Origin of the sequence: Arthrobacter sp. K5, assembly GCF_040448525.1 — a bacterium.
Classification (GTDB): domain Bacteria; phylum Actinomycetota; class Actinomycetes; order Actinomycetales; family Micrococcaceae; genus Arthrobacter; species Arthrobacter globiformis.
Map to the genome: position 1 here is coordinate 2,921,282 of NZ_CP159279.1, position 20,182 is coordinate 2,941,463.

The 20,182-nt window shown below is 67.3% G+C and carries 18 protein-coding genes; 10 read left to right on the top strand and 8 right to left on the bottom strand.

What is annotated here, in order from left to right; genetic code table 11:
• Positions 1-36: 36 nt before the first annotated feature.
• Positions 37-1,014 carry a hypothetical protein gene (locus tag ABRP34_RS13165; protein WP_353710521.1) on the bottom strand — a complete coding sequence of 326 codons (978 nt, stop codon included), beginning with the start codon at positions 1,012-1,014 and terminating at the stop codon, positions 37-39.
• Positions 1,015-1,260: 246 nt separating this feature from the next.
• On the opposite strand from ABRP34_RS13165, the gene ABRP34_RS13170 reads away from it, so the two are divergent.
• Positions 1,261-2,124 carry an amino acid-binding protein gene (locus ABRP34_RS13170; RefSeq protein ID WP_353710522.1) on the top strand — a complete coding sequence of 288 codons (864 nt, stop codon included), beginning with the start codon at positions 1,261-1,263 and terminating at the stop codon, positions 2,122-2,124.
• On the opposite strand, the gene ABRP34_RS13175 is transcribed toward ABRP34_RS13170, so the two are convergent.
• A complete protein-coding gene (locus ABRP34_RS13175) occupies positions 2,106-3,089 on the bottom strand; it encodes an aldo/keto reductase (protein ID WP_003805618.1) in 984 nt (327 codons plus the stop codon). The genes ABRP34_RS13170 and ABRP34_RS13175 overlap by 19 nt on opposite strands.
• A gap of 273 nt (positions 3,090-3,362) precedes the next feature.
• On the opposite strand from ABRP34_RS13175, the gene ABRP34_RS13180 reads away from it, so the two are divergent.
• From ABRP34_RS13180 to ABRP34_RS13210, 7 genes are all read left to right on the top strand, one after another.
• Positions 3,363-4,721 carry an MFS transporter gene (locus tag ABRP34_RS13180; RefSeq protein ID WP_003805617.1) on the top strand — a complete coding sequence of 453 codons (1,359 nt, stop codon included), beginning with the start codon at positions 3,363-3,365 and terminating at the stop codon, positions 4,719-4,721.
• 172 nt (positions 4,722-4,893) lie between these two features.
• Positions 4,894-6,261 (top strand): MFS transporter, encoded by a 1,368-nt coding sequence (locus tag ABRP34_RS13185; protein WP_353710523.1) that lies wholly within the window; start codon positions 4,894-4,896, stop codon positions 6,259-6,261.
• 11 nt (positions 6,262-6,272) lie between these two features.
• Complete coding sequence (locus ABRP34_RS13190; protein WP_353710524.1) at positions 6,273-7,820, top strand: amidase; 1,548 nt, start codon at positions 6,273-6,275, stop codon at positions 7,818-7,820.
• A gap of 58 nt (positions 7,821-7,878) precedes the next feature.
• Positions 7,879-8,562 carry a GntR family transcriptional regulator gene (locus ABRP34_RS13195; RefSeq protein WP_307098280.1) on the top strand — a complete coding sequence of 228 codons (684 nt, stop codon included), beginning with the start codon at positions 7,879-7,881 and terminating at the stop codon, positions 8,560-8,562.
• Positions 8,559-9,365 (top strand): aspartate/glutamate racemase family protein, encoded by an 807-nt coding sequence (locus ABRP34_RS13200; RefSeq protein WP_353710525.1) that lies wholly within the window; start codon positions 8,559-8,561, stop codon positions 9,363-9,365. Before ABRP34_RS13195 ends, ABRP34_RS13200 begins: the two co-directional genes overlap by 4 nt.
• Before the next feature lie 47 nt (positions 9,366-9,412).
• Entirely contained in the window at positions 9,413-10,834 is a 1,422-nt protein-coding gene (locus ABRP34_RS13205; protein WP_353710526.1) for an amidohydrolase family protein, read from the top strand.
• 9 nt (positions 10,835-10,843) lie between these two features.
• Complete coding sequence (locus tag ABRP34_RS13210) at positions 10,844-11,590, top strand: aspartate/glutamate racemase family protein (RefSeq protein ID WP_353710527.1); 747 nt, start codon at positions 10,844-10,846, stop codon at positions 11,588-11,590.
• An 84-nt stretch (positions 11,591-11,674) separates the two neighbouring features.
• Here the strand turns inward: ABRP34_RS13210 and ABRP34_RS13215 are convergent, their stop codons facing one another.
• From ABRP34_RS13215 to ABRP34_RS13225, 3 genes are all read right to left on the bottom strand, one after another.
• Positions 11,675-12,592 (bottom strand): diacylglycerol kinase family protein, encoded by a 918-nt coding sequence (locus tag ABRP34_RS13215; RefSeq protein ID WP_353710528.1) that lies wholly within the window; start codon positions 12,590-12,592, stop codon positions 11,675-11,677.
• A gap of 159 nt (positions 12,593-12,751) precedes the next feature.
• On the bottom strand, positions 12,752-13,999 hold the full coding sequence (locus tag ABRP34_RS13220) for an MFS transporter (protein WP_353710529.1): 1,248 nt from the start codon (positions 13,997-13,999) through the stop codon (positions 12,752-12,754).
• A gap of 11 nt (positions 14,000-14,010) precedes the next feature.
• Positions 14,011-14,916, bottom strand: coding sequence for a dihydrodipicolinate synthase family protein (locus ABRP34_RS13225; RefSeq protein WP_353710530.1), 906 nt, complete (start codon positions 14,914-14,916; stop codon positions 14,011-14,013).
• Between the two features lie 124 nt (positions 14,917-15,040).
• On the opposite strand from ABRP34_RS13225, the gene ABRP34_RS13230 reads away from it, so the two are divergent.
• The gene (locus ABRP34_RS13230; RefSeq protein ID WP_353710531.1) at positions 15,041-16,429 is read left to right on the top strand and encodes a PLP-dependent aminotransferase family protein; all 1,389 of its coding nucleotides are present in this window, start codon (positions 15,041-15,043) and stop codon (positions 16,427-16,429) included.
• Positions 16,430-16,473: 44 nt separating this feature from the next.
• Here ABRP34_RS13230 and ABRP34_RS13235 read toward each other — a convergent pair whose 3' ends face one another.
• A complete protein-coding gene (locus ABRP34_RS13235; protein WP_353710532.1) occupies positions 16,474-17,079 on the bottom strand; it encodes a LysE family transporter in 606 nt (201 codons plus the stop codon).
• Between the two features lie 69 nt (positions 17,080-17,148).
• On the opposite strand from ABRP34_RS13235, the gene ABRP34_RS13240 reads away from it, so the two are divergent.
• Positions 17,149-18,060 carry an ArgP/LysG family DNA-binding transcriptional regulator gene (locus tag ABRP34_RS13240; RefSeq protein ID WP_353710533.1) on the top strand — a complete coding sequence of 304 codons (912 nt, stop codon included), beginning with the start codon at positions 17,149-17,151 and terminating at the stop codon, positions 18,058-18,060.
• A gap of 19 nt (positions 18,061-18,079) precedes the next feature.
• Here ABRP34_RS13240 and ABRP34_RS13245 read toward each other — a convergent pair whose 3' ends face one another.
• Together ABRP34_RS13245 and ABRP34_RS13250 are read right to left on the bottom strand one after the other, a co-directional pair.
• On the bottom strand, positions 18,080-19,627 hold the full coding sequence (locus ABRP34_RS13245) for a cytosine permease (RefSeq protein ID WP_353710534.1): 1,548 nt from the start codon (positions 19,625-19,627) through the stop codon (positions 18,080-18,082).
• Entirely contained in the window at positions 19,624-20,037 is a 414-nt protein-coding gene (locus ABRP34_RS13250; RefSeq protein WP_353710535.1) for a nuclear transport factor 2 family protein, read from the bottom strand. Before ABRP34_RS13250 ends, ABRP34_RS13245 begins: the two co-directional genes overlap by 4 nt.
• Positions 20,038-20,182 lie beyond the last annotated feature (145 nt).

Below are 20,182 nucleotides of genomic sequence, written 5' to 3' on the forward strand. Positions count from 1 at the left end.
TGCTGCCCTGTTGCGTTCGTCTCCTCAGCCGTCTCTTTACTTCGTGGCGTTGGTGCGTGCGTCCACCGTGACCACTTCGAAGGTCTTGGCGTTCGGCACGCCAAACTTGGCATTGACGGCGGCGAGGGTGTCATCGAACAGAGCGGCCGTCGTCGGGATGTTGAAGTCCGGGCTGGTGATGACCTCGCGCAGCTTTGCCGTCGATTCGTGGAAGTTCACCCGCAGCCGGCTGATCTGGTTGGAGAAGTTCTGCACTGCCCAGACGGTGTCGCCCTTGACCAGGACGCCGTCGACGTTGGGGACCGTCACGCCGGTGATCTCGGTGCTGGCACCGGTCCGCGGGCTGACGGTGTACAGCTCCTGATTGTCCGTGTGCGCCACTACGAGCCGGCGGGCGTCGCGTGAATAGGCGATGCCATTGAGGTTGAACTGCTTGCTGGTGTCCGCCGCGGGACCCTTCAGCGTCAGCGTGCGCACATTGCCGAGGTCGCCGTCGTCGTCAACCGGGATGAAGTACAGCTCAGCCTGCCGCGAGTTGGTAAACCAGGCGCCATGGTCCGTGAGTGCCACGTCGTTGATGAAGGCTTCCTTCCTGGTCAGCTGGAAGGTCTTGACCGTCTTGCCCGTGTCGGTGTCGTACACGTAAGCCCGGCCCGTGGGGCCGCCGGCGACGAACAGCAGATCGTTGTGCCGGTCCGCCTTCATGCCCACGGCCATCCTGCCGTCGGGTGCATCGATGAACTTGGTCGCCTTGTCCTTGCGGATGTCGCCGCGGTAGATGTCCCCGGTGACCAGGTCACCCGCGAAGAATTTCGTGCTGCCGGCGGCCGCGATGCCCTCGGCACCCTTGGCCCCGTCCAGCAGGATCACCGGGGCAATGTCGTCGGACCGGGTCTCTCCGGCCGAGGCGACGGGTGCGGGGACCAGGAGCGCGGCGAGGGCGAGGAACCCTACCGCGGCACGGCGGCGCATATGACCTGAACTGGTGCTGATGGACATGGCGGTGCTCTCCACGAGTCGACTCTTCCGTGCGAGCAGGCCGTTGTACGGGAGTCCGCACGCTGGTCCCTTCAGTGTAGGGACCGGGCCGGAGGCTGGCCATAGCCCCGCAGGAGCCGCGAGTTCTTGTCCAGCCATTGGGCGCAAAAGCCCCGCCAGAGGCCATCATCTGTACAAAAACTCCATGCATCCGGGGGATGTTTCGCGGGATCGGAACGCAGGGGCAATCACCCCGTAACAGCGGCCGGGCAGTCTGGCACCATGAAGCCCCACACGCCGAAGCCCGCCGCGGCCGAACTGAGCTGCGAAGTCTGCGGGCAGATGCCCGAGCCCACCAAGACGCGCCTCACGGTGGCCAATGTCGCCGTCATGCTCCCGATCGAACTGCTGGTGCACGCGCTGGTGGTCCAGACGCATCTGCCCTATCTGGCCAAGGTGCTGGTCCTGACCCTGACGGCCACCGTCCTGGTGATCTGGGTGGCCGAGCCCTCCGCGGCCCGGATTCTGCGGCGGTGGCTCCACGCACCCGCGCTGCGTCACCGCCGGCGCCTTGGCACGGCTCCGGCGCTGTGGCGTGCGCGGACCGTGCTCCGAGACGAGCCCGGTTCCCTTAAGCGGATCACCAGGTCGCTGGCACTGCTGGACACCAACATTTTGGGCATCCACGTCCATCCGGTCCGGGGCGGGGTGATGGATGAATTCGTCCTGTCGGCCCCGGGCGAGGTCAGCGAGCGCCAGCTGCTGGAGGCCCTGGCGGACGGCGGTGGACGCAGCACGCAGGTCTGGCCCACCACCGCCCTGGCCATGGCCGACGGGCAGACCAAGGCCCTGAGCCTGGCCGCCCGGATCGCCGCCACGCCGGGGGAACTTCCGCTGGCCGTGGCGGAACTGCTGTCCGCCCGGATCCTCGATCCCGCCAGCGAGTCGGCCCGCCACCTTAGTGAAACGAACGACGCCGGGACCATCCTGAAAATCCCGACCGCCTGGCACGGACCCATCACCTTTTTCCGTCCCGGCGAGCCGTTCACGCCGGCCGAATCGGCCCGTGCCCACCGGCTCGCGGAGCTCGCCGAAATCCTGGCGCACCGGGAGTCTCTGCGGGTAGGTCAGAACCCGGAGGGGTAGCGGGGCGTGTAGCTTTCCTCGAGGCGCCGGACCTCCGACTCGGTCAGGTCAAGCCCGACGGCGGCAGCGGCGTCGTCGACATGTCGTTCCTTCGTCGCCCCGACGATGGGGGCGGTGACGGCGGACTTGCCCGCGCTCCAGGCCAGGGCGATCTGCGCCATCGGCACGCCACGCTCGTCCGCCACGGCGGCGACTGCGTCGACGATGGCCCTGTTCGCATCCTCGTCCTGCTTGTACAGGCCCTTGCCGAACTGGTCCGTGTCCTGCCGGGTCCCGGATCCGGCTGCGCCCCACGGCCGGGTCAGGTTTCCACGCGCCAGGGGGCTCCAGGGGATGACACCCACGCCGGTTGCCTGGCAGAACGGGTGCATTTCGCGCTCTTCCTCCCGCTCGAGGAGGTTGTACTGGTCCTGCATGGACACGAACCTCGTCCAGCCGTGCAGTTCCGCCACGTGCTGCATCCGGGCGAACTGCCAGGCCCACATGCTCGACGCCCCGATGTAGCGGGCTTTGCCGGCCTTCACGACGTCATGCAGGGCCTCCATCGTCTCCTCGACGGGCGTCACCGGGTCATACCGGTGGATCTGGTACAGGTCCACGTAGTCGGTGCGGAGCCGGGTGAGGGATGCGTCGATCTCGTGCATGATCGCGGCCCGGCTGAGTCCGGCCCCGTTGCGGGCCCCGCGCATCCGCCCGTGGACCTTGGTGGCGATCTGGACCTCCTCACGCGGGGCCAGTTCCTTGAGCAGGGTGCCGGTGATCTCCTCGCTCGAGCCGGCCGAGTACACATTTGCTGTATCGAACGTGGTGATTCCCGCCTCGTAGGCGCGTCGCACCAACGGCCTGGCTTCATCGAGCCCCACGCTCCACTCGTGCGACCCCTTCGCCGGATCGCCGTAGCTCATCATGCCCAGGACAACGGCGCTGATTTCCAGCCCGGAGTTTCCAAGTCGGACCGTCTTCATTCGGTACTCCCTTTCGATGCTTTGCCATTCGGCCGCTGTCACAATTCGTTTTTTCGCGGGCCACGGGTCACTTCTCCGAAAACCCTTGACAGTGTCCCACGCCACTCCTTACCTTGAATTTGGGATCCCAAAACGGGATCCCAAATAGCAGGACTCTCCCGCTGACCCAGACCCAACACCGCCAGCCCGGGAATTCCCGCCAAACCGCGGCCGCACCGCCCCCACTTCATTCCCCCATCCCCCTGTCCGCACCCTTCCCGCAAAGGAGAAGCTGTGTCTCTTCCAGATACTGAAGCAGTGACAACCCCGGCCCAATCCACCGAATCCCGAGGTGCCGAGCCCGGCAAGGACGGCGTGCAACGGCGCACCAGCGTCCGCTGGAGACTCTTCCTGCTGCTGCTCGTCCTCGTCGCCGTCAACTACATCGACCGCGGCTCCATCTCGGTGGCGCTGCCCATCATCCAAAAGGAATTCAACCTCGCCCCGGAGCTCGTGGGCCTCCTGCTCTCGGCCTTCTTTTGGACCTACGCCCTGATGCAGATCCCGGTGGGTCTGCTGATCGACAAATTCGGGCCGCGCAAGGTCATGACAGCCTCCTGCGTGGGCTGGGGCGCGGCGACCGCCGCCTCAGGCATGGCCGGCGGATTCCTGAGCATGTTCATCGCCCGCCTGGGCATCGGCGTCACCGAAGCGGGCGTCATGCCTGCCGGCGGCAAGCTGAACGCCATCTGGATGCACAAGTCGGAGCGCGGCCGGGGTGCCACCATCCTGGACGCCGGCGCTCCCCTCGGCGCCGGCCTGGGCGGCATCCTTATCGCCGGCCTCATCGCCGCCACCGGCAGCTGGCGCAGCTCGTTCGTCATCGCCGGCGCCGCCACCGTCCTGATGGGCCTGGCCGTCTGGTGGTATGTCCGCGACAACCCGCGCCAGCACCGCGGCGTCAACGCTGCCGAGGCCGACTACATCGAAGCCTCGCATGCGGCGGAGGACGCCGAAGCCGAGAAGGAAGGCAGCAAGGGCAAGCGGGCACTGCTCCCGTACCTGAAGTTCCGCTCCTTCTGGGCCATGTGCTTTGGCTGGCTGGGCTTCAACGGCGTGTTCTACGGCCTGCTCACCTGGGGACCGCTCTACCTCGCCCAGGCCAAGGGCTTCGACCTGAAAACCATCGGCTGGTCCACCTTCGTGATCTTCGGAGCCGGCTTCGTCGGCGAGATCCTGGGCGGCACCATCGCCGACAAGTGGCGGGCAGCCGGCGCCTCGGCCAACCGCGTTATGCGGACACTGCTGGGCATCTCCAGCGTCGTGGTGGTGGGCGGCCTCATCGGGGTGACCGTCGTCGCTGACCCGACCACCGCCGTCGTACTGCTCTCCGTGGTGATGTTCTTCCTGCGCTGGGTGGGCCTGTTCTGGAGCATCCCGTCCATCCTGGGCGGCCGCACCAACGCCGGCGTCCTGGGCGGGGCGATGAACTTCAGCGGCAACATCTCCGGGTTCGTTACCCCGATCGCCGTCGGCCTGATCGTGGGCGCCACCGGTTCCTACACCTGGGCGCTGCTGTACTTCGTGGGCTCCGCCATCATCATGGGCGCCTCCGTGCTCACCCTGAACTACAACAAGCGCCTTCCCGTCTAAACCTGCCGAGCCACCCCCGCAACACTTATCCCGTTTTGGGATCCCAAACCATTGACATCAGCCCCCGCACAACCTACCGTCATATTTGGGATCCCAAACCGGCACTGCGAGGACAACCTCCTCAACCCAACCCGGTTCCTGCACCACCAATCGCATCGCCCAGGAGGGCCACATGTCGATCAACTCCCAAACCCGCAGTTCCGTGTCCGACGCCAAGCCGAAGGGCGGCGGGAACTCAATGAAGAGGGTCGTCGCCGCGAGCTTCGTCGGCACCACGCTCGAGTACTACGACTTCTTTGCCTACAGCACAGCCGCCTCCATCGTCTTCCCCATCCTGTTCTTCCCAGGCTCAGAGCCCGCCACCGGCCTCCTGCTGGCCCTGGCCACCTACGCTGTGGGCTACGTGGTGCGTCCCCTGGGCGCCGCCATCTTCGGCCACTTCGGCGACAAGATCGGACGCAAAAACGTCCTGGTCACCACACTGCTCCTGATGGGCCTGGCCAGTGCCGCCGTCGGCCTCCTGCCCACCTACGAAAACATCGGCGTCTGGGCTCCGGTCCTCCTGGTGTCCCTTCGCTTCCTGCAGGGCATCGGGATCGGCGGCGAATGGGGCGGCGCCGCCCTCATGGTCACCGAGTCGGACAAGAGCGGCCGGCGCGGACTCTTCGGCAGCCTCGTCCAGACCGCCGCGCCCACGGGCCTGCTCCTGGCCACCGGCATCTTCACGCTCATGACCTCGGCCCTTTCCAAGGAAGCCTTCCTCGCCTGGGGCTGGCGGATCCCTTTCCTGATCAGCTTCGCACTCGTCGCCATCGGCCTCTACATCCGGCTGAAGCTCGCGGAATCGCCGATCTTCGAGGAGACGGAACAGAAGGCCGCGGAGAAGAAGCAGGAAGAAGTCAAGGCTCCGCTCCTGTACGTCTTCAAGCACTACAAGAAGCAGCTGGCCCTGGCAGTCGGTGCCCGCATCGGCAGCGATATCGCGTTCTACATCTTCGCGCTGTTCGTCCTCGTCTACGGAACCGAACACCTGGGCCTGCCCAAGAGCCTGGCCCTGGCCGCATCCACCATCTCGGCCGTTGCCCAGATGATCAGCATCCCGCTGTTCGGCGCACTCTCGGACCGTGTGGGCCGCAGGCCCGTCATGATCGGCGGCGCCGTCGCGGGCATCATCTACAGCTTCGTGTTCATTGCGATGCTCAACTCCAAGGACCCGTTCCTGGTGCTCATCGCCCCCGCCATCGGCCTGGTGATCGTTGCGGCCATGTACGGCCCGGTGGCCTCCTTCATCCCCGAACTCTTCGCAACCAAGGTCCGCTACACCGGCTCCGCCGTAGGCTTCCAGCTCGCCGGCGTCTTCGGCGGCGGCTTTGCCCCGCTGATCGCCATTCAGCTGATCGTCTTGACCAGCTCCGGATTCGCCGTGGCCGGCTACCTGTCCGCCGCGCTGCTGCTCATGGTGTACTGCGTCTACGTAGCTAAAGAAACGTCCAGGATCACCATGAACGAGGCCGGCAAGACGGCCAGCACCACACGATAAGGATCATGGACATGAACAACACCGCCCTGCCTTCAGCGCAGGCCACCGTGGACAGGACCACCGTGGACAGGACCACTGTGGACAGGACCTCCCTGGACAGGGAGCAGCTGACCGGCCTTTCCCTGACCGAATGGGCGAGCGCCATGCGGGAGGGCCGACTGACGGCGGCCGAATGCCTGGAACTGCACCTCGAACGGATCGCCGAGGAAAACCCCCGCCTGCACGCCATCGTCACGCTCAACCCGCTGGCCGCTGAGGACGCTGCCGCCGCGGACCGGGCCGCCGCCGACGGCAAACCCCTGGGCCCCTTGCACGGCGTGCCGTTCACGGTGAAGGACACCCTGGCGACGAAGGGCCTGCGCACGACGGCGGGAAGCCCCCTTCTGGGGGACTACGTACCGGAGCAGTCCGCGACGGCGGTCCAACGCCTTCAGGAGGCAGGAGCGGTGTTGTTGGGCAAGACGAACTGTTCGGAATTCGCGGTCGAGACCCACACCCGCAACCCGCTCTTTGGGGACACCTGGAATCCGTGGGACACGCGCCTGACGTCCGGCGGTTCCACCGGCGGCGACAGCGCCGCCGTGGCCTCCGGCATGAGTGCCTTCGGGCTCGGCACCGACTTTGGCGGGTCCATCCGCTGGCCGGCCCACTGCACGGGCCTGGCCAGCCTGCGGCCCACTGTCGGACTGGTACCCGAGACGGGGCTCCTGCCGTATGTCCCGCCGGCGGCCGGAGAAAGCCTCCCCGCACCCAACTCAATGTCTGCCCTGCACCGGCTTGGCACCGTGGCCTGGCTGGCCCGGAGCGTGGAGGATCTGGGCGTACTGCTCGGCATCCTCGCCGGGCCGGATGGGGTGGATCCCTCCACCGTGCCGGTTCCGCTGGGCGGTCCGGTCGGTTCCCTGGCCGGGATCAGCTGTGCCTGGTTCGAGGACGAGGGCACCCACCCCGTCCGGGACGATCTGGTGGCCGCCGTCCGGAGGGCCGCGGAAGCCCTCGAGGGCCTCGGTGTTCCAATGCAGCACGGCAGGCCGCCAGGCCTGGAGCGGGCGGCGGCAGCCTTCGTTGCCCTCCGCACGGCCGAGGGAATGCCCGAGGTGGTGGAGCTTGCCACGGGGCGCGAGGACGGGCTGGGCGCCAACCTGCGCGACTCCGTGCTGGGCGGAGAACCCAGCACGGTGGCGGACTACCGCAAGGCCGCCGCGGAGCGGGATGCGATCCGCGCAGAGGTGCTCGGGTTCATGGCGGAGCACAACATCCTGCTGCTGCCTGTGGCCAGCCTGCCGGCGTCGGATCCCCGGACCGGAACCTTCACCGTCCGCGGCAAGGACATTCCGTGGACGGAGCTGGGATCCTGCTGCCGTGCCATCAGCATCCTGGGTTTCCCGGTGGCGGTTGTGCCCTGCGGGCTTTCCAGCGAGGGCCTCCCCGTGGGCGTCCAGGTGGTGGGCAGGCCCTACCGCGACCGCGAAGTACTCGCCGTCGCCGCGGCCCTCGAACGGGAGTTTGGCCGCTTCAGCCCACCGCCACCCAGGTCCAGGCCAGCTTCAGCGGACTGAGCAGAGATGGAAGCCGCCGAGGACATAGAGTCGCTAAAAAAACCACGAATGGAGCACCATGCTTGCCGCAGAAGAAACCCAGAACAAGGAACGTCCCCTCCGCGAGACTGTCCGGGACACGCTGCGCACCAGGATCTTCGAAGGACATTACGCTCCGGGCACACGGCTCGTGGAACGCGACCTCGCCGCCGAGTTCAATGTCTCCCGGCTGCCGGTCCGCGAGGCGCTGCGGATGCTGCGCCAGGAGGGCCTCCTCAGCGACCGGGGAGCCCGCGGCGCCGAGGTCAGCTCCCTCAGCCCCAAGGACGTGGAGGACCTGTTCGACGTCCGCCAGTCGCTGGAGGTGCTGGCCTGCCGCCTCGCCGCTGTCCGGGCAACACCCGAGGACCTTGAGTATCTTGAAGGGCTGCTGGACGAGGCCGAACGCTGCCTCGCCAAAGGCGCCGTCATGGAGGCCCACCGCGCCAACAGCGAATTCCACGACGCCATCACCCGGATCGCGGACAACGGCTTCCTCAAATCCGCCCTCGAACCGCTGCAGGGCCGCATGCACTGGCTGTTCCGGCACGTGAGCGACCTGCCCGAACTGATCCAGGAACACCGGGAACTCTACGGCGCCATCGCCAGCGGTGATCCCGACCGCGCCGCAGCGCAGTCGGCGTCGCACATCGGCAAATACCGCGAGCAGTTCCCCGACGACTTCCAGAAAACAGAACCCGACCTTCACCGGAAGAAAAAATGAAACTCCTTGTCATCAACCCCAACATCAGCGACGACGTCACCGCCCTGATCGAGTCCGAGGCCCGCCGCTCCGCTTCCCCGGGCACCGAGCTCCTGGTCCGCACCGCCGGCCACGGCGTCGAATACATCGAAACCCGCTTTGAATCACTCATCACTGCCGGCGCCGTCGCCGAGATCATTGCCGAGCACACCATCTGCCCTGCTGCAGGCGGCGACGCCGATCCCATCGACGGCGTCGTCGTGGCCGCATTCGGGGATCCGGGGATGCCGGCCCTGAAGGAACTGGCCGACGTTCCAGTCATCGGCATCACCGAGGCGGCCCTCTGCGCCGCTGCGCTGCAGGGGCACCGTTTCTCCATCATCGCCATCTCGGACCGGATCCGCCCGTGGTACGTGGACTGCGTGGAACGCTTTGGCCTGGGCGGACGCCTGGCCTCCATCCGCTCCATCAACGAGACCCTGAACGCCATCGGCTCCGTGCAGCAGGACTTCAAGGAAACCCTCCTGGCACTGAGCCAGCGGGCGGTCGCGGAGGACGGGGCCGACGTCGTCATCCTCGCCGGGGCGCCCCTGGCGGGGCTGGCCCGGGAACTCCGGGGGCAGATCCCCGTGCCCGTGGTGGACGGCATCTCCGCCGGCATCCGCATGGCGGAGGCCGTGGTGGGGCTTCAGTCCGGCCCGCACCGGGCCGGCGCGTTCGCTCCGCCGCCCGTCAAGGCCCGCAAGGGCCTGTCCGAAAACCTCGACGCCGCCCTGACCGCCGCCCAGACGGCGTCGAACGCCGCGGCGCCTTCCCCCAGCTAGTCCCAGCAGCTTCCCTTCCAATCAGCTTCCCAGTCAGGAGGACAACGATGTCCCGCATCCCCCAACTCGTCATCGCCAACGGCACCGTGGTCAACAGTTTTGGCCGCCGGCACGCCCACATCGTGGTGGTGGACGGCAAGATCAGCCAGCTCGTCGACGCCACAGAACCCGTGCCCGACGCCGAACGCACCATCGACGCCACCGGCCAGCTGGTGATCCCCGGCGGTGTGGACGGGCACTGCCACGTGGCCCAGGTAACCGGCAGGTTCCGCACCCTGGACGATTACCGGACCACCTCCACCGCTGCCCTATGGGGCGGCACCACCACCATCATCGACTTCGGCATCCCCCGCGACGCCCGCGAAACCCCGCTTGAAGCCGTGCTCAGCAAGAAGGCACTGGCGCAGGAGTCACGCTGCGATGTGGCACTGCACGGCTCTGTGGTCAGCTGGGATGAGACCGTGCCCTGGCAGCTCGAACAGCTCGCCGCCGAGGGCGTCCGCTCCGTGAAGATGTACACCACCAACCGCGGCACCACCATGGCGGACGGGGACACCATCCTGAAGGTGATGCGCGAAATGGTCCGGCTGGACGGGCTCACCTACATCCACGCCGAGCACGACCCCATCATCGCGGACTGCACGGCGCAGCACGCCGACGACGGCAGGATCGGCATCGAGCACCTGCACCGCACCCGCCCCGAGCTTGCCGAGGAAACCTCAGTCAAGGAAACCCTGGCCATGGCCCAGTACACGAAGGCACCGGTGTACTTCGTCCACCAGTCCACGCCCGGCGCCGTCGACCTGGTCACCGAGGCCCGTGCCCGCGGCCAGGAGGCCTACTCGGAAACATGCCCGCACTACCTCACCCTGGATGACACGGTCTACGGCTCGGCGTTCCCGGAGTGGTACGCCTGTTGCCCGCCGATGCGCAGCCCGGAAACGGTCGCGGCACTGAAGCAGCGGCTGGCCGGCGGTGCCATCCACACCGTGGCCTCGGACCACTCCTGCTACGACCTGACCCAGAAGCGGGAACGCACCGACGACGTCCGCGCCATGCCGCACGGCCTGCCCGGCGTGGAAACCCGCATGCCCGTCACGTTCACGGCCATGGCCGAAGCCGGCAGCAGCGTGGAGGACTTCGTGGAGGTCTTCGCCGCCGGCCCGGCGCGCATCAATGCCCTGCCCGGCAAGGGCTCCGTCGCCGAGGGCTTCGACGCCGACCTGGTGCTCTTCGATCCTTCCGTCCAGCGGACAGTGGACGGCGGCGCGCTGCACATGGGCACCGACTTCTCGCCGTTTGACGGCCGGACGCTGGCCGGCTGGCCCGCCGTCGTGGTTTCCGCAGGCCGGGTGGTACTGGACCGGGAGGGCTTCCACGATCCGGGCGCCGTGGGCCGCTTCGTGTCCCGGAACGGGTTCCGGGAACACCTGGCCGCCACTGCCGACCTGTCCGCCGCGACCCTCTAGGAGCATTCGTTGACCTCGCTGAACCGCCAGACTGCACCTGCCCGCCCCACCCGGATCGGCATGATCGTGCCGTCCTCCAACACCTGCCTGGAACCGCAAAGCTACCGCATCCTGGGTGACCGCACCGACGTCACCATCCACTTCACCCGGATTCCGGTCACCCGGATCGCACTGGACGATTCGTCGGACCGGCAGTTCGACCCCGCCGTCATGCGCGAGGCGGCCAGGCTGCTGGCGACGGCGGACGTGGACGTGATCGCCTGGAACGGCACCTCGGGCTCGTGGCTGGGGTCCGCGCACGACCGCGACCTCGTCCTTGAAATCACAGACGCCACCGGCATCCCCGCCACGACGTCCACCCTCGCCTACCTCGAGTCGTTCCGGTCCTTCGGCACCGAGCGGATCGGGCTGTTCACGCCATACACGCAGGACGTCAACGAGGCCATCATCAGGTCCTATGAGCGGGACGGCATCAAAACCGTCAGCCACCGCTGCCTGGGCCTGAGCGACAACGAGTCCTTCGGCCGGGTCACCGATGATGAGATGCGTCCCGGTTCCCTGGAACTCGCGGCCGACGCGCCGGATGCGCTGATCTATCTCTGCACCAACCTGTACGGCGCCAACATCGCGGCTGAAATCGAGGCGGGCACGGGCGTCCCGGTCCTGGATTCGGTTGCCGTGACGCTGTGGCACTGCCTGAAACTTGCCGGCTCACCCTTGCTCGCACCAAGGTGGGGGCGGCTCCTCGGGGACTGACGCGCCTGGCCATATCGGCCAGGTCCGGGCACTCCCAAGCCCGGGGCGCTCTACGTCCGGAGCGGATCTATACCCGGATCGGGTCTACATCCGGACCTTGAGCGCCCCGGGATCCACCCAAATGGACAGCTGCTTGACGGCGCCCACGTGGTCGCCGTCGAGCTGGAACTCCTCCTCGTGCTCCAGGGTGACCTCGATCCTCTTGCCCTGGAAGTATTCCGCGGATTCCTTCCTGTTCTTCCTGCGGCCGAAAATGCCTGCCGCGACGCCGAGCCAGCCAAAGCGGCCGCGGGGGGCAAGGATCAGCACGTCCACGATGCCGTCGTCGATCTTCGCCTCGGGGAAAATCTCGATGCCGCCCATGATCCGGCCGCAGTTGCCGACCATGACACTCCGGATGCGGCGCTTGACCGGATGCTTGTCGTCCACCTTGATGGTGGCCCTGACCGGCTTACCCGGGAGCTTGCGGATCCCGGCCTCGACGTAGGCGAGCCAACCCATGCGGTCCTTCAGCGCGTCCACTGTGTCCGCCATGATCGCGGCGTCGTAGCCCACTCCGGCCATCACCAGGAAGACGTTCTCGTCGTCGGACCCGTCAAAGGTGGTCCGGGCGACGTCAACCGTGCGGACTGTGCCGTTCAGGACGTCGTATGCTGCCGAAACGGGATCCGTGATGTCCACGCCCATGTTGCGGGCCAGCAGGTTGCCAGTGCCCAGCGGCACCATCCCCATGGGCGTTCCGGTGCCGGCCAGCGCCTCAGCCACGCACCGCACGGTACCGTCGCCGCCGGCGGCTATAACGACGTCGACCCCCGCCTCCAGCGCCTCGCGGGCCTGGCCCACGCCCGGGTCTTCAACCGTTGTTTCCAGCCACAGCGGCTCGGCCCAGCCCTGAGTGTCGCACAGCCGGACCAGCGAGGCGCGGAGATCGGCGCCAACAGCCTTGGCGGGGTTGACCACCACGGCTGCCCGTGGCGGCGAGGAAGCATTCTGGGCTGTCATGGTGTCCTTCGGCTGCTGCGGGCGGGCCCGAAAGCCCCGGAACTCAAATCGTAACCGCGTTCCCCGGATATGGGGCACAGTCCGATCAATCCGGCTGATACTTGCGAGCGCGGTCGGGCGGCCGGCGACCCTCAGCGCACCGTCTTCAGCCCACCGGCTTCAGCCCGACGTCTTCAGCCCGACGGGGCCGCGGCGGTCCAGGACCGATGCCCCGGCACTGGCCAGAATGAGTGCGGCGGCAAGGAACAGGGGAAGCTGCGGCTCCCCCGTGATGACGACGCCGGCCGTGGCTGTTCCGGCGGACCCGGCGGCGATTTTGAGGGCACCAACCCAAACGAACACCTGCCCCCGGACTTGCGGCGGCGCAAACTCGCTGCGGGCGGCGAGGGTCGCCGCGAAAAAGTACGAGTTCACGACCCCGGCGGCTGCGTAGGCGGCGACGGCAGGCGCAAAGGACCCGGACAAGGCGGCGACGGCCAGCGCCACGGCAACGAATCCCGCGAGACGCGTCACCAGTCGGTCCGCGTCGCCCCGCAGCGGGTGGCACATCACTCCGGCGGAACCGGCCAGGCCGCCCAGCCCGTAAGCCGCCGTGAGAACGCCGGCGGCTGCCGGCTGGACCTGGAACATGGCGGTGGACGCCACGGCCGCGATGGGCAGCGCCGCCACGGAGAACGCCACCGTGATGGTCAGGTACAGCATCCTCCGAAGCCGGCCCGTGACAGCCATGAGCCGCAGGGTCTGGGCAGGCCTCGGAACCTCGGCTGCCACTGCGGCGGGAGGAACATAGGGCAGCAGTCGAACGACGCCGGCGGCCACGAAGGTGGCAGCCGCCAGGATCAGCGCGGCTATGGTGGGTCCGGCCCAGGCGGAGACAGCGGCCACGACGCTCGGGCCGATGGTCCCGCCGATTCCGTAGGTGGCCACATCCCAGCCTTGGGCACGGCGCTGGCTGACCTGGTCCGGGCCGGCGATCGCCGGTAGGCGGCTGCTGATGCCGCCGGTCAGCAGCGGCCCGACCAGCCCCGAAGCCACCAGCAGAACGCCGGTGACCGCCGGCCACGTCACCGGGTACAGCAGCACGGCGGCCGCGAGCGTGGCGCCGTGAACGACGCACGCCCACGCGATCAGGACGCGTCCGTCGCGGCAGGAGTCCAGGCTCCGCGCCACGAGCGGCCCCAGCAGGTGCGGCGCGGTGATGCAGGCGCCGAGCAGGCCGGCCAGCCAGCCCGGTGCCCCGCTCGTTGTGACCATGAGGACAATTGCCACCACGGCTCCGCCGTCGGCGGTGCGTGCGAGCGTCGCAGCCGCCACGTAACGGACCAATCCTCCGCGGACCGGGCCGCGGGCCGGGGCCTGTTTCGTGGGTGCTTGTTGCTCCGCGGTACCGCGGTTCAGGCTGCCCATGCCGTACCTGCTCAGGCGCCCAGTCCGCTGAGCCGGAGGGCTTCCTCGACGCGGCTGCGGCCCTCACCATGCAGGCTTTGCAGCGGGCGGGGCAGGCACGGCGCCTCCGCGAAGCCGAGAACTTCGGCCATGGTGGCAGCGACGCGCAGGCTCCCGTAGGTGCGGAAGAGGGACCACACCGGTTCCAGTGCCGCAGATGCCTCAAGCGCAAGGCGGCCGTGGCTGGCCTGGCCACCTTGACCCGTCTGGGCAAGATCAACGATCACCCTGGCGGCTTTGGGAAACAGGCCGGCGATAACTGAGTACCAAATGTCGCAGCCGGCCAGAAGTGCCTCCGCTGCGGCCCAGTCGCCGCTGACGCCCAGGGATACGCCTTCGGGAACTGCGGCGCGGAGGCTAGCGATGCGTTCGGCGGCCAAGCCCGGAGCCGGAGGCGGGAACTTGATCGATGCGATGCCGGGAAGTTCGGCGATCCGGCCATGGAGTTCATCGGAGAAGGTAAACCCTGTGGTGGCCGGGTTGTCATAGACGGCAATCGGCAGATCGGACGCGGACGAGACATCACAGTACAGCCGGTAGACCTCGTCGTCGCTGAGCCGCTGATACGAAACAGGAGCCAGCAGCAGGCCGGAGGCGCCCGCCGCCTGGGCATCCTCGACGCAGCCCAGCACGTCACGGGTGCGCATGGCGCCCACACCTGCCACCACCGGAGTTCCCTGGGCAGCATCAACGGCAGCCTCCACCACGTTGCGGCGTTCCCCGCGCAGCAGATAGGTATAGATGCCGGTCGAACCCAGGACACCGATGGAGTCCACGCCGGCATCGACGCACCGCGCAACCAGCCGCACCAGTGCGGTTTCGTCGACGTCGTCCCCGGCGAGCGGAGTCAGGGGAAATGCACAAAGGCCGGTAAACACGAGGCGTGTCCTCTCATCAGTTCGGCTTAGGTTTCTCTCCTCATGCTCACAGCCTGATTGGTCCTAACATAGATCCAAGAATCCACGATTCAGGAGGACCAAGATCGAAGCCGAACTGCCCCTGGTGCTGGACCACCGGAGCCGCGTTCCGCTGACCTCCCAGCTGGTTGTCCGGCTGAGGGAAGCAATCCTTAACGGAACCGTGAGGCCGGAGCACACCCTGCCGGCGTCGCGGCGGCTTGCCGCCGGGCTTGGTGTCTCCCGCGGAGTGGTGGTCCGCGCCTATGAGCAGCTCGCCGGCGAAGGGTACCTGGAAAGCCGGGGCTCGGGCGGCACCCGCGTGACGGTACGCTCCGATGGCCAGGGCACGGCGTCGGCAGGCCCTCGGGCCGTGTCCGGCACGGAGCAAACCGCAACGATCGACCTCACCCCGGGACGGCCGTCCGGCGCGCCGTTCCGTGACCGCGGCTGGCGGGCCGCGTGGCGGACGGCCGTTGCCGAGCCGGTGGAAGTCGAGATTCCTGCCATTCTGGGCACTCCGGCCCTTCGTGCTGCCGTGGCCGAGCACCTCGCCGCGTCCCGCGGACTTACGGTGAGTGCTGACGACGTCGTCATCACAGCCGGTACCAGTGACGCCCTGCAGCTGATCGTCACGGCACTCCGCGGCGCGGCGGACCGGCCCCGCGTGCTGATGGAGGACCCCGGCTATCCCACGGCCAGACGGGTGCTTTCCGCGGCGGGCGCCGTGGTTCAAGCCCTTCCGGTTGCCGACGACGGGCTGGAAGCAGCACAGGTTGCGGGCGTTGATCCCAGCCCTGACGCGATCCTGGTAACACCCAGCCACCAGTACCCCCTGGGCGGCCGGATGCCGGTGAAGGAAAGGCTGGCCCTGCTGGCCTGGGCTGAAGCCAACCGGGTGGTCATCCTCGAGGACGACTACGACAGCGAGTTCCGGCACCGGCGGATGCCCCTGCCCGCCCTGGCCTCGCTGCCCTCCGCTGCCGAAGTCGTCCTGGTGGGCACCTTTTCAAAGTCGCTGAGCCCGTGGCTGCGGTGCGGCTACCTTGTGGTTCGCGGCACCTCCGGGCAGCGCCTCAAGGACGCACGGCTTGACCTCGGCACACCTGTTTCCGGGGTCTTGCAGTCTGCCCTGGCCCATTACATTGCGGGCGGAGGCCTCGCACGGCACATCGCCCGGGCGCGGAGACAGTACGCTCACCGCCGCGAACTCCTGCTGAACCGGCTCGGAGGACGGGCAGACGTCCGGTTGGCGGCCCTGGACGGCGGCCTGCACGCCGTCATCCGGCTCCCACAGAACGTCCCGGCCGGGCGTGTGGCCGAGGAAGCACTGCAGCTGGGGGTGCGGGTTGTGACACTCGCAAGCTACTTTGCAGAACAACCACCGGAAAACGGCCTCGTCATCGGATACGGCGCCCCGACCGATCTTCAGCTTGCCCGTGCACTGGACATCATCGCCGGGATACTCGACCGAATGGCTGGCGACAGCGGATAACCGCGGCGGCCGGCAACGCCGCCGTCGGTCTTTCGTTGCGAACGTCAGTGTCCGGTTGCCAGGACGACGGCCAGGGCAAGCATGAGCAGGGCGACGCCGCCGTCGAGGATGCGCCACGACGCCGGCCGCGCGAAAAAGCCGCTCAGTCCGCGCGCCCCGTAGCCGATCAGGGGAAACCAGAGGGCGCTGCCGGCGGCGGCCCCTGCCCCGAAGAGCCACTTCCCGGAACCACCATGGGAGTTGGCGAGCGAGCCCAGCAGCACCAGCGTGTCGAGGTACACGTGGGGGTTGAGCCAGGTGATGGCGGCGGCGGTGAGTACAGCCGACCAGACAGTTCCCTTGCCGGGGGATTCCGCCGCCTTCAAGGTCCCGGGGCGCAAGGCGCGCCGGGCCGCGAAAGCGGCGTAGGCGAGAAGGAACGCGACACCGAACCAGCGCACCACCGCGAGCAGGACCGGTGCGCCCTGGATGAGCGCGCCGATCCCCGCGACGCCGGCGAGAATCAGGAGCGCGTCGCTGAGGAGGCACACCAGGATGACCGGCAGGACAGCCTCACGCTTGAGGCCCTGCCGCAGGACGAACGCGTTCTGCGCTCCGATGGCGACAATCAGGCTGAGGCCGGCTCCGAGACCGGTGAGGAAGGGAAGCATTCTTCGAAGGTACGAGACGAAAATCTGAAAAGCAATTCACTTTTTCTGAAGTTCCATTAGAATTTCTTCATGGAACTCGATCAGCTCAGGGCCCTTGCCGCCGTCGTCGATCACGAGACCTTCGACGCCGCCGCGTCGGAACTCCGCCTCACTCCCTCCGCCGTGAGCCAGCGCATCAAGGCGCTCGAACGCTCCGTGGGCAGTGTGCTGGTGCGCCGCCTCAAGCCGGTTCGCCCAACGCCGGCGGGCGAACGGCTCCTCCGTTCCGCGCGCCAGCTCCTGCTCCTCGCCGACGAGGCGGTCCTTTCCTTGCGGGAGCCGGAGGACGACGAGGGGGACGACGACGGCGGCGCGCCGCCCAGCGCCGAGCGGCTGCGGGTTCCCGTCGTGGCCAACGCAGACTCCATCGCGACGTGGCTGCCGGCGGCCTACCGGGAGATTGCGCTCGGCGGCCGCGTGGCCCTCGAGCTGCTGCGCGACGACGAGCACGCCACGGCCGACCTGCTGCGGTCCGGCGACGCCGTTGGCGCGATTACCGCGGATCCCCGGCCGGTGCAGGGGTGCACCCTCCGGCCGCTGGGCACCATGGTGTACCGGGCCAAGGCCTCACGCGATTTCGCCGCCCGCTGGTTCCCGGACGGCCCCACGCCGGAGGCCCTCGCCGTCGCCCCTGTCATGCAGTACGACCGGAAGGACACGCACCAGCTCGCTGTTCTCGCGCGCGTCGCGCCGGACGCCACGCCCCCGCAGCACTTTATCCCCGATTCAGTTCAGTTCGTCGAGTCGATTCACGCGGGCCTGGGCTGGGGCATGGTGCCGGACCAACAGGACCCCGGGAACACGCTCGTAGAGCTCGACCCGGGGTGGAGCGAGGACCTGCGGCTCTTCTGGCAGGTGTGGACCCTGGACTCGCCGGGCCTCGCGGAGGTGACGAACGCCGTCGTCCGCGCCGCACAAACCCTGCCGCCGCACCGAAATTAGTTTCGGTGCGGCGGGGTCGTCAGGACAGCACGGACTCGAGATCTTTCTTCTCGTCGACGATCGGGATGTTCTTCGGGGCAGCTGCCCTGACGAACCTTGGGCCCTCCGGGCCATACGCGTCCGCAGGTTCCGGAAAGAGCCACAGCACTGCGGGGTAAAGAACTGCAGCCAGGCCAATCGAAATTGGGATGCTCAGGTCCACTCCCGCGGCGAGGTTGCCGAGAGCACCGACGAACTGGTTAGGAACGTTCACGAACATGATTCCCATGACCGCCGAGAAGATCCAGACGCCCATCGCGCGCCAGTTCCACCCGCGGTTGAACCAGTACCGGCCACCAACCTGGCGGCGGTTGAAAACCTGGAGGGAGTCAGCGTCGTACCAGCCCCGCCGCGTTACGTAACCGATCATCATCATGATCATCCAGGGCGCGGTGCAGGTGATGATGAGCACCGCAAACGTGGAGATGCTCTGCACAATGTTGAATGCGAAGCGGCCTACGAAGATGAAGACGATGGCGATGGAGCCAATGAACAACGTGGCCTGGACGCGGGAGAACCTGGGAAAGACGCTGGAGAAGTCGAGGCCAGTTCCGTAAAGCGCGGTGGTGCCGGTGGACATTCCGCCCACCAGGGCAATGAGGCACACCGGCAGGAAGTACCAGGCAGGGGAGACGGCCAGGAGCCCGCCCACATAATCGGAGTTTTCAAAAAATGCCGGCGCCTCCGTGGCAATGATGGTGGCCGTGACCAGGCCGAAGCCAAACGGCACGAGGGTAGCCACCTGGGCCAGGAAGGCGGCAGCCATGACCTTTCGCTTGGGCGTCTCAGCCGGGATGTACCGGGACCAGTCGCCAAGGAACGCGCCGAAGGAGATCGGGTTGGACATGACGATCAGTGCCGATCCGATGAAGGACGGCCAGAACAGTGCGTTGGTAGCTGCATCCGCTCCCTGACCGAACGTCCCGGCGTACGACGCGTCGAACGTGCCCGCGAAAGCAACGATTCCGAGCAGGAAAAGCAGTGACGCTGCGACCACTGCGATCTTGTTGACCCAAAGCATGAAACGGAACCCGTAGATGCACACGGTCAGGATCAGGACAGCAAAGACGCCGTAGGCGAGGCTTAGCGTCACGGCGTTTTGGGGCAGGCCCACCAGGCGGTTCGCGCCCCCTACCAGCGCGTCCCCTGAACTCCACACGGAGATGGAGAAGAAGGCGAAGGCTGTCAGGAGTGACAGGAAGGATCCCACCACACGGCCGTGCACGCCCAGGTGCCCGGACGACGAAACGGCATTGTTCATTCCGTTGGTCGGGCCGAAAACGGCCATTGGGCAAAGTATCAGGCCACCAACCACCACGCCCAGGACCGTGGCCAACAGCGCGTCCTTGAAGGACAGCCCAAAGAGGATGGGAAACGACCCCAGGACTACCGTGGCGAAGGTGTTCGCGCCGCCGAACACGAGACGGAACAGATCCAGCGGTTTTGCGGTCCGGTCGGCGGCGGGAATCGGCTCGATGCCATGCTTTTCGACCTCGGTCACGGCAGGGGCTTTGAGTTCGTTTGTCATGAGATTGCCTTTGGGCTAGCCGGCGCCGGAGAGAGATGCTCGTGAAGGGCGAGCACGCTGCCAGACTCCGTCCTGGTGAAAATGATGGTCTCCCTCTCGTGAAGGGTCTCTTTGGTGCCGGCGACGTCGATGACGGTTTCGACATCGTGGCTGAAAACGGCGGTTGGGCCGGCGATCTGGATACGCGGATTAGAGCTGGTGCACCCTGCGACCTGCCAACCATCCTGGAGCCAGTTCTGCCACAGGGCGCGGTATTCCCCGCGCGAGGTGAGGCGGTCCGGTTCGGAATGGAAGACGAAGGTCGCGTCAGGCGCGAAACAGTCGAAGTAGTCGTCTGTGTTGGTGGCCGCGAAGGCGGTCATCAGCCTCGTCGCTGCTGCCTCAACCTCGGCGGTGGTGATTAGGTCCACGGGAACTCACTCTCGGCGTTGCTTGCGAAGTTTCAGCCGTGACGTGTCCCACCTCACATCCGGTCAGGTTGCCAGTTAACCGTCTCGGTATCCATAGGTCAACAATTGTTGCGTGGAAGTGACATTTTATGTCAGCCGCGGACGG